General features: G+C 75.4%; 7 protein-coding genes and 1 pseudogene. 4 read left to right on the top strand and 4 right to left on the bottom strand.

Features of this window, described 5'->3' with window-relative positions:
* From V6U79_RS29515 to rocD, 3 genes and pseudogenes are all read left to right on the top strand, one after another.
* A pseudogene (locus V6U79_RS29515) lies at positions 1 to 644 on the top strand (hypothetical protein); the annotation flags it as partial.
* A gap of 330 nt (positions 645 to 974) precedes the next feature.
* Complete coding sequence (ddaH, locus tag V6U79_RS29510) at positions 975 to 1,790, top strand: dimethylargininase (RefSeq protein ID WP_334534513.1); 816 nt, start codon at positions 975 to 977, stop codon at positions 1,788 to 1,790.
* Entirely contained in the window at positions 1,787 to 3,001 is a 1,215-nt protein-coding gene (gene rocD, locus V6U79_RS29505) for an ornithine--oxo-acid transaminase (protein ID WP_334616695.1), read from the top strand. Before ddaH ends, rocD begins: the two co-directional genes overlap by 4 nt.
* Before the next feature lie 65 nt (positions 3,002 to 3,066).
* Here rocD and V6U79_RS29500 read toward each other — a convergent pair whose 3' ends face one another.
* Both V6U79_RS29500 and V6U79_RS29495 read right to left on the bottom strand, forming a co-directional pair.
* The gene (locus tag V6U79_RS29500) at positions 3,067 to 4,218 is read right to left on the bottom strand and encodes an FHA domain-containing protein (protein ID WP_334534509.1); all 1,152 of its coding nucleotides are present in this window, start codon (positions 4,216 to 4,218) and stop codon (positions 3,067 to 3,069) included.
* On the bottom strand, positions 4,215 to 4,508 hold the full coding sequence (locus tag V6U79_RS29495) for a 4a-hydroxytetrahydrobiopterin dehydratase (RefSeq protein WP_334616694.1): 294 nt from the start codon (positions 4,506 to 4,508) through the stop codon (positions 4,215 to 4,217). Before V6U79_RS29495 ends, V6U79_RS29500 begins: the two co-directional genes overlap by 4 nt.
* Before the next feature lie 203 nt (positions 4,509 to 4,711).
* Here V6U79_RS29495 and V6U79_RS29490 point away from each other — a divergent pair, with 203 nt between their 5' ends.
* The gene (locus tag V6U79_RS29490; RefSeq protein WP_334534511.1) at positions 4,712 to 5,476 is read left to right on the top strand and encodes a hypothetical protein; all 765 of its coding nucleotides are present in this window, start codon (positions 4,712 to 4,714) and stop codon (positions 5,474 to 5,476) included.
* A 66-nt stretch (positions 5,477 to 5,542) separates the two neighbouring features.
* On the opposite strand, the gene V6U79_RS29485 is transcribed toward V6U79_RS29490, so the two are convergent.
* Positions 5,543 to 6,595, bottom strand: coding sequence for a fatty acid desaturase family protein (locus V6U79_RS29485; protein WP_334616693.1), 1,053 nt, complete (start codon positions 6,593 to 6,595; stop codon positions 5,543 to 5,545).
* 124 nt (positions 6,596 to 6,719) lie between these two features.
* Positions 6,720 to 7,367: an SCO7613 C-terminal domain-containing membrane protein gene (locus tag V6U79_RS29940; protein ID WP_442933835.1), complete on the bottom strand. Its 648-nt coding sequence runs from the start codon at positions 7,365 to 7,367 to the stop codon at positions 6,720 to 6,722.
* Positions 7,368 to 9,401: the final 2,034 nt, after the last annotated feature.

Here is a 9,401-nt window from a genome sequence, read left to right as displayed (position 1 = left end):
CATCCTGGAGGCCCTGCCCGAGGCGCCGAAGATCGTCGAGAACCGGCCGCGCGGCCCGCGCCGCCACCGCCCGACCCGGCGACGACCCGCGGCGCGGACCGTCCGGGCGGGTCGCGCCGGTCGACGACGAGCCGCGTACGCCGGCCCGCCCGCTCGGGCACGCCGACGAGGACGCCGCGCCGGGCCGGCCGCTCGGGCACCGCGACGAGAACGCCGTGCCGGCGGACGACCGGACGGTCGACCTGGACCGGGCCGCCAAGCGCACCGTCGACTCCCGGGACCGCTCGGACCCGGACGAGGCGCCGGTCGTCGCCGGTCCGAAGCCGCGGGCCAGCCTGCTGGCCACCATCGGCCTGATCGTCGCGGTGGCGGGCGCGCTCTTCGTGCTCACCGGCACCCTGGCCGGCTACGGCATCGCCCTCGGCGCGGTCGGCGCGGTGCTCTCCGTCCTCGGCCTGCGGGCGACCCGGCGCCGGCACGTCGCCGGCAAGACCGACGCGCTGATCGGGATGCTGGTCGGTCTCGCCGCCGTGGTGCTGGGCATCGTCGCTTTCACCGGCCAGTTCGACTGGCCGACCACCGACGGCGACTGGGTGGGCCGGCTGCGCGAGTGGCTCGACTCACAGTTTGTGGACCGCTTCTGACGGGCACTGTTCCGCTCGCCGGTGGTGCGCCGGCGACGCCCGACCAGCCTGGTGGTTCACCAGCCGGGCACGCATCCTTTCGGGGGCGGCGGTTCGCCGCCCCCGAAGCGCGTCCGGGGCCGTTCCCTCCCGCGGAGGGGGCGGCCCCGTCGTCGTGAGCGTCGACGCAACGAATCGCCGTTCGACCGACCGCAGACGCAATGATCCGTCGGCGTACGCAAGCCTTCATGGTGGATGTCGTCGGCCGGGGCCGCATACCGTTGACCAACGGCGCCAGCCCGTGGGCCACGGTGGCCGGGCGCGCCCGACCCCCAGGAGCAGGACATGACGATGGACGCCACCAGCCAGCGCTTCCTGATGTGCCGGCCGACGTACTTCGCCGTCGACTACGCCATCAACCCGTGGATGGACCCGACCGCGCCGGTCGACGCCGACCTGGCCATCCGGCAGTGGGAGCGGCTGCGCCAGACCTACCTCGACCTGGGCCACTCCGTCGAGCTGATCGACCCGGTCGCCGGCCTGCCCGACATGGTCTTCGCCGCCAACGGCGGGACCGTCATCGACGACAAGGCGATGGCCGTGCAGTTCCGCGACCCGCAGCGCGCCGACGAGGCCCCCGCCTACCGCGCCTGGTTCGAGGCCGCCGGCTTCGAGATGTACGACCCGAAGCACGTCAACGAGGGCGAGGGCGACGTCCTGCTGGTCGGCGACCACCTGCTCGCCGGCACCGGCTTCCGCACCGCGCACGCCTCGCACGCGCAGCTGCAGGAGGTCTTCGGCTACCCGGTGATCACGATGCAGCTGGTCGACCCGCGCTTCTACCACCTGGACACCGCCCTGACCGTGCTCGACGAGCGGACCGTGGCGTACCTTCCGGAGGCGTTCTCCCCCGGCAGCCAGGCGGTGCTGCGTCGGCTCTACCCGGACGCGGTGCACGCCACCATGGCCGACGCCGAGGTGCTGGGGCTGAACGCGGTCAGCGACGGCCGGCACGTGGTGCTGCCGGCGCAGGCCACCGACCTCGCCGCGAAGCTGCGCGACCGGGGTTACGAGACCATCGGGATCGACCTGTCCGAGCTGCGTAAGGCCGGCGGCGGACCGAAGTGCTGCACGTTGCGACTCCGTCAGGGAAAGGCGAGCAAGTGATCGAGGACATGCTGCGGACTCCGGCCGCGGTACGGGACGCGGAGAAGCACACCGCGCACAACTACCACCCGCTGCCGGTGGTGATCTCCTCCGCCGAGGGCGCCTGGCTCACCGACGTGGACGGCCGTCGCTACCTGGACTGCCTCGCCGGCTACTCGGCGCTGAACTTCGGCCACCGGCACCCGACGCTGATCCGGGCCGCCCACGAGCAGCTCGACCGGCTGACGCTCACCAGCCGCGCGTTCATCCACGACCAGTTCGCCGACTTCTGCAAGGAGCTGGCCGAGCTGTGCGGCAAGGACCTGGTCCTGCCGATGAACACCGGCGCCGAGGCGGTCGAGACCGGCGTGAAGGTCGCCCGCAAGTGGGGCTACCAGGTCAAGGGCGTCACCCCCGGCCAGGCCAACATCGTGGTCGCCGAGGGCAACTTCCACGGCCGGACGACGACCATCGTCAGCTTCTCCACCGACGAGGACGCCCGCGCCGACTTCGGGCCGTACACCCCGGGCTTCACGGTCGTCCCCTACGGCGACCTGGACGCGCTGGCCGCCGCGATCGACGAGAACACCGTCGCCGTGCTGCTGGAGCCGATCCAGGGCGAGCAGGGCGTCGTGGTGCCGCCGGAGGGCTACCTGCCGGGCGTGCGCCAGGTCTGCACCGAGCGCAACGTGCTCTTCATCGCCGACGAGATCCAGTCCGGCCTGGGCCGGACCGGGCACACCTTCGCCTGCGACCACGAGGGCGTCGTGCCGGACATGTACCTGCTGGGCAAGGCGCTCGGCGGCGGCATCGTGCCGGTCTCGGCGGTCGCCGCGAACGCGGACGTGCTGGGCGTGCTCAAGCCGGGCCAGCACGGCTCGACCTTCGGCGGCAACCCGCTGGCCTGCGCGGTCGCCACCGAGGTGGTCCGGCTGCTCGCCACCGGCGAGTTCCAGCACCGCTCCGCCGAGCTGGGCGCCCGCCTGCGGGCCGGCCTGGAGGGGCTGGTCGGCAAGGGCCTGGTCGCCGTCCGGGTCCGTGGCCTCTGGGCCGGGGTGGACATCGACCCGGCGCTGATGAGCGGCCGCCAGGCCTGCGAGCGGCTGATGGAGCGCGGCGTCCTCGCCAAGGACACCCACGGCTCCACCATCCGGCTGGCCCCGCCGCTGGTGATCACCGAAGAGGAGATCGACCACGCGGTGGCGCAGCTCGCCGCCGTGCTGGCCGGCTGATCCTCCGTACCGAGAAGGCGGGCGTCGGGACCTCGGTCCCGGCGCCCGCCTTCGTTCGCCCGCCGTCAGGATCGGGGCAGGCGCATCGCCATCGTGGGGGCCTCGGCCATCACGGAGGTGGGGGTGAAGGGCGCGCCGGTGGGGAGTTCGCCGGCCCGGCCGATCTGCACACCCGGGTAGAGCTCGACCATGTCGGCGCCGGAGAGCACGCGGGACTGGTTCGGCGCGAGCGGCAACCGCTCCGACTCGGTCATCGACCCGTTGGGCCGGATGCCGGAGCCGTTGGTGCTGACGTCGGTCACGATCACCTCGCCGACCCGCAGCTCCAGCCGGATGTGGCTGCGGCTGATCCAGCGTCGCGCCTCGTCGTTGAGCCACTGGCCGAGCATGATCCCGCCGCTGGTGTCCGGCGCCCGCCCGACCAGCACGGGCTGCTCCTCGGTGAGCACGAACCGCCGGCGGATCAGCCCGCCGACGCGTACGGCGAGCACCTCGGTCCGGGGCCGGGGCCCGCCGTCGCCCAGCCGGACGCCGTGCCGCGGGCAGGTCGGTACGCCGTTGCGCAGGGTGGGCGGCGGCTGGCCGGCCGGGGCGCGGTCCACCCGGGCCAGGTCGGCGAAGGCACCGCCGCCCCCGCCACCGCCGAAGAGCGCGCAACCCGGCTCGGTGCAACGCCACTGCCGGGCCAGCAGCTTCGCGCCGACCGGTGACCGGTCCCCCTCGACCGGCGTGTGGCCGCCGCCGACGTGCGCGAGCAGGGCCGGCCCACCGGCGCCCGGCACCGGGGCGAGCACCCGCCCCGGCTGCTCGACCAGCCAGGGGAAGCGACCGCGCAGGCCGTCGAAGCGGACCCGGGTGAGCAGCGGGAGGCCGAGCAGGTCGGCCACCTCCAACATCCGGTCGCCGGGGTTGTCGAGGACCTCCACCAGACCGTCGTCGGCCCAGCGCCGGACCACCATCCGCTCGTTGGAGGTCAGGTCGGCGTCGGAGAGCAGGGCCCGGTGGACCACCGCGTAGACCGGGACGCTGTCCTCCTCCAGCTCGCGGGAGAGGGCGTCGATCACCATGCCGAGCCGGAGCAGGCTCGCCGGCCGGCCGCCGTCAAGATCCTGGTAGCGGATCACCTCGGCCAGGTCGAGGACGGCGCGGGCCAGCGACGGGTCGGTGCAGACCCGCCCCTCGATGGCGTCCAGCACCTTGCTGATCTCAAATCTCATTGGACGCTCCGGACGATGTCGTCGATCTGACGCGCCAACTCCACGTCACGGTGGGTGACCCCACCGGCGGAGTGGGTGACGCAGCGGAAGGTCAGGGTCCGCCACCGGATGTCGATGTCGGGGTGGTGGTCGAGCGCCTCGGCCACCACCGCCACCCGGTCGACCACCGCGACGGCGTCCGGGAAGCCGGGCAGCTGCACGGTGCGGGTGATCCCGCCCGGGTCGCCGGACCACTCCGTCAGCCCGCCCAGCTCTTCTCGCACCGCCTCGGCGGTGAGCAGGTCTGCCATGGTCCGACCCTACCGGTGCCCCCACCACCGGGCCGGACACGACCAGTCCACTCACGGAGCGTCACCTCCGAAGCACCAGCCGCAGCCGGAGCCGGACATCGACGCCCCACTGTCGCCCCCGGCCGCTACGCTGACCGACGGCCCGGCCGGGGTCGGTGCGCAGCGCCGGTCCCGGCCCACCCTTCCGCGAGGAGAAATCCACGATGAACACTCGACGGCTGGCGACCACGGGGGTCGCGCTCGTCGCCGCGCTCGGTCTCGGTCTGACCGGATGCGGCAACCAGACCGGAGCGGACGCTCCAGCCGCCACCGGCGCCTCTTCCGCCGCCCCGGCCGCCAAGGCCGATCCGCTGGCCGAGCTGACCGCCGCCTCGACGAAGCTCAACGAGCAGAGCTCGCGGGTCACCATCAAGTCCGTCGTCCTCAACGGTGGCGGCCTGCTGGACCCGAAGGCGAAGACCGCCGACATGACGTTGGACATGGGCCGCTCCGGCAAGTTCCGGATGGTCACCATCGGCGACGACGCCTGGCTGAAGATCTCCGGGATGTCCGGGATGCCCAACAAGTGGCTGCACATGGACACCACCAAGCTCGGCCCGAACGGCCGGATGAACCTGATGCCGGACGGCGACCCGGGCGGCGCCAAGCAGATGATCAAGGGGGTCACCGAGGTCGAGAAGACCGGCGAGCGCAGCTACGCCGGCACCCTGGACTACACCAAGGCCAAGCCGGACGACAAGAACATCAAGTCGCTCGGCGAGAAGGCCACGGCGGTGCCCTTCACCGCCAAGACCGACGACCAGGGCCGGCTGACCGAACTGGTGGTCGACACCAGCGTGCTGCTGCCCGCGCTGGGCAAGATGCGGACCACCTACACCGACTTCGGTGCCGCGGTCGACCCGAAGAAGCCGCCGGCGAGCCAGACCGAGGAGGCTCCGGCGGAGCTGATCAAGTCCTTCGGCGGCTGACGGACGCGACGACCGACGGCGGCGGGGCGGCACCGACCGGTGCCGCCCCGCCGCGCGTACCGGCAGTCACCGGCCGCGCAGCGGCCGCCCCACCTCGTGCAGGTGCGCCAGCGCCTGCCGGTACGACTCGACCAGCCCGGTCTCCGCGTAACGGACACCCCGTTCGGCGCAGTACGCCCGCACGATCGGACGGGCCCGGCGCAGGTTGCCCCGCGGCATGTTGGGGAAGAGGTGGTGCTCGATCTGGTAGTTGAGCCCCCCGAGAGCCAGGTCCACCAACCGGCCGCCCCGGACGTTGCGCGAGGTGAGCACCTGCTTGCGCAGGAAGTCCAGCTCGTCGGCGGCGGTGGGCATCGGCATCCCCTTGTGGTTCGGGGCGAACGCGCAGCCCATGTAGAGCCCCCAGAGCCCCTGGTGGACGGCGATGAAGGCGAGCGCCCGGCCCGCGGACATCACGGTGAACAGCAGGCCCAGGTAGCCGACGGTGTGCGCGCCCAGCAGCAGGACCTCCACCGTCCGGTGCCGCACCGGCGTCCGCCAGCGGCCGTCCGGATCCCGCCCGACCAGCGCCCGGACGGCGGCCACGTGCAGGTTGAACCCCTCCAGCAGCAGCATCGGGAAGAACAGCCACGCCTGCCGGCGGGCGAGCCACCGGCTCACGCCCCGGGTTGCCTCGGCCTGCTCGTACGTCCAGACCAGGGCGCCCGCCCCGACGTCCGGGTCGTCGTCGGTGTGGTTCGGGTTGGCGTGGTGCCGGTTGTGCTTGTCGACCCACCAGCCGTAGCTGAGCCCGACGGCCAGGTTGCCGGCCAGCAGCCCGGTGAGCTCGCTCGGGCCCCGCCGGCGGAACATCTGCCGGTGCCCGACGTCGTGGCCGAGGAACGCCACCTGGGTGGTGGCCACCGCCAGCACCACCGCGAGCAGCAGCTGGGCCCAGGAGTCACCGACCACCACCACCGCGGCCCAGCCCGCCACGAAGAAGCCCACCGTCAGCACGACCCGGGCCACGTACCGGCTGGGCCGCCGTTGCAGCAGACCCGCGTCGCTGATTCGTCGGGACAACAGCGCGTAGTCACTGCCGCGTCGTGACGGCTGCTCCGCCACGGCTGAAGGCGTCATGTCCGCTCCTCGAATCCTCGGTACGGGCCACGCTCCGGTAGCGGCCCCACCACCGATCCTGGCACTGATGATTGCGCTGTGTAATCATGTTGGCCCCCGAACAGCGGGTGGGGCTCTCCCTACCTCAGCCCATCCGCCCCACCGCCGCCCGCAGCCGCACCAGGTCGCGGCGGCGCCGCTCGTAGGTGGCGGCCAGGGCGATCAGTGCCAGCCCCCCGACGGCCAGGAAGACCCACCGGGGCAGCAGGTCCCAGCCCCGGGCCAGCTCGTGCAGGGCCAGCAGGGCCAGCGTCGCCCCGCCGAGCAGGACCGGCGCCTGCCACCGCCGGGTCGCGCCGGCAAGCACCACGCCCAGCGCGGCGGCGCCGAGCAGCAGCCGCCGCCACGGCTGCGGTTCGGGGGCCACCAGCACCGACACCAGGCCGGGCAGCAGCCCGGCGGCCAGGCCCGGGCCGAGGGCCAGCCAACTGGTCAGCCCCGACCGGGTCCGCAGCGCCACCACGCCAGCGGCGAGCGCCAGCCCGGCCGCCGGCAGGGTGTACGCCTCCAGCAGCACCACCCGGCCGGCGGCGAGCAGCAGCCAGGCGCCGAGCAGCTCGCTCGACCCGGCGATGCCCGCGAAGAGCCACCGGCGGGCGGTCGACTCCCCGCGCCGCAGCACCCGCAGCGCGACCGCGGCGCCCCAGAGCACGCAGACCGCGGCGGCGTGCCGCGCCGAGGGGACGGTGAGCAGCAGCGCCACCAGCGCGACCGCCTGGGCCGCCGCCTCCATCGCCGCCCCGACCACCGGAACCCGCCGGGACAGCACGGGCGCGGTCAGCAGCACCGCCACCGCCACCGCGAGCACCGCGAAGCCGGCCGTACGCAGCGGCAGCCCCGCCGCGACCGGCGCGGTCACCGCGAGGCCGGTGGTCGCGGCCACCGCCGCCAGGCAGCCCAGCAGCCGGACCTCGGGCCGGCGGCCGGCGGCGCCGACCACCACCGCCGTCACCACCAGCAGGGCCAGCCCGGCCAGGGTGCCGGCCCGGGTGGCCTGCAGGCCGAGGAAGCCGAACAGGGTCCAGGCCAGCCCGACCGGCGCGCCGACCAGCCCGAGCAGGGCCGACGGGCCGACCGTCCGGCGCGGGCCCGCCGTCGCCGGACCCGGGTCGCCCGGCGCGGCAGGCCGCCCGCCGGACGCCGGTGCCGCCCCGGTCGGCGCAGCCGACTCGCCCGAACCCGGGTCGGCCAGCGCGACGGCCAGCAACGTCGACACCCCGGTCAGCAGCACCGCCGCCGGGACGACCGGCCACGGCGCGGCGGCCGCCACCAGCAGCACCGGCAGCGCGGCCGCCCCGAACGGCAGCGCGGCCAGCACCGACGTGGCGCGACCACCGCGGAGCCGCCCGGCCACCAGCGCGGCGGCGACCGCCAGCACCAGCAGGGCCACCCCGGCGGCCGGCGCGCCGGGGACCGGCTCCACCCCGGGCGCCCCCGACCAGGGCCGGGCCACCCCGCCGTACGGCGAGACGAGCGCCGCCAGGGCGGCCGGCGCGGCGGCGAGCACCGTCAGCCCGGCCAGCCCGACGCCGACCACTCCCACCGCACCGTCGGCCTCCTCCCGCCGGTCGGCGAGGGCCAGCACCAGCACGGCCACGGCGGCGTAGAGCGCCACCGGCTCCCCGCCCGGTACGACCAGCGGTGCCGGCGCGAATCCGGCGAGCGCCACGGCCAGCGCGGTCGTGGCGTACCCGTCGAGGTCGGGCCGGTGCCGGCGGAGCGCGACGACCGGGGCGAGCAGCAGCGCCGCGGCGGCCAGGCCACCCCGCAGCTGCCACCAGGGCGGCGCCCCGGCGGCGAAGAGCGCGACCACCACCCCGGCCGGTACGGCGAGCAGCGCCACGGCCAGCGCCACCCCGGCGACGCCGCGCTGCACCGCGCTGCCCCGACCGGTCCGCAGCGCCGCCACCGCGCCGGCCGCCGCCACGACGCCGAGCGCCACCAGCAGCCCCACCGGCTCGGCACAGCCCACCAGCAGGCCGTGTCCGACCAGGGCGGCGGCGGCCAGCGCGCCGACCAGCACCGTCGGGTTCCGGCGCCCCGGCCCGACGGCGACCAGCAGGAGCGCCACGCCGACGACCAGGTCGATGGCGAGCGTCGCCGGCCAGGGCGTGACGGCCACCGCCGGCAGGGCGGCGGCGGTCAGCGCGACGCCGAGCAGCGCCGTCACCGGGCGGGCCGCCCGGGGCAGCAGCACCGCGACGGCGGTGGCGGTCAGCGCGACGGCCACCGGCAGCTGCCACCCCCAGTAGAGCGCCGGACCGGCCGCCCCGGCCCGCCAGTCGGGCAGCGACCGGCTCACCGCGTCGCCGGCCAGCCCCACCGTGATGAGGGCGCCGACCTGGGCGAGGCCGCCCGCGACGACCAGCGCCCCCACCCGCGGCCCGGCGCGGAACCGCTCCGGCAGCAGCCGGACCGCCCCGGCCAGGGCGGCGGCCACCAGGGCGGCCGCCAGCAGCAGGAGCCCGGCGCGCAGCTCGGCCACCGGGCGGAGCAGCGCGGCGGCCAGCAGCGGCACCAGCAGCCCGGCCGCGACCTGCCGGACGGTCCGGCCGGCGGCGGCCAGCGCCGCGCCGAGCAGGACCAGCCCCACCAGCAGCATCGGCAGGCCGGCCAGCAGCGGTTGCCCACCGGCCCGCCCCACGGCGAGCGGCACCAGCGCGCAGCCGGCGGCGAGCACCGAGGCGCCACCGAGGAAGAGCCAGGCGATCACCGCGGAGTGCTTGAAGTTGCGCCGGCCGAAGCGGCACGGGGTGCCGCCGAGGCA

Source organism: Micromonospora psammae, from assembly GCF_036902725.1.
In the GTDB taxonomy this organism is placed as follows: domain Bacteria; phylum Actinomycetota; class Actinomycetes; order Mycobacteriales; family Micromonosporaceae; genus Micromonospora.
This window is presented reverse-complemented; position numbering and strand designations above follow the sequence as displayed.

Coding starts and splice junctions, on each gene's coding strand:
- V6U79_RS29500 (WP_334534509.1), bottom strand. CDS start 4,218: ATGAGATTTGAGATCAGCAAGGTGCTGGACGCCATCGAGGGGCGGGTC.
- V6U79_RS29485 (WP_334616693.1), bottom strand. CDS start 6,595: ATGACGCCTTCAGCCGTGGCGGAGCAGCCGTCACGACGCGGCAGTGAC.
- ddaH (WP_334534513.1), top strand. CDS start 975: ATGGACGCCACCAGCCAGCGCTTCCTGATGTGCCGGCCGACGTACTTC.
- V6U79_RS29490 (WP_334534511.1), top strand. CDS start 4,712: ATGAACACTCGACGGCTGGCGACCACGGGGGTCGCGCTCGTCGCCGCG.
- V6U79_RS29940 (WP_442933835.1), bottom strand. CDS start 7,367: ATGGAGGCGGCGGCCCAGGCGGTCGCGCTGGTGGCGCTGCTGCTCACC.
- V6U79_RS29495 (WP_334616694.1), bottom strand. CDS start 4,508: ATGGCAGACCTGCTCACCGCCGAGGCGGTGCGAGAAGAGCTGGGCGGG.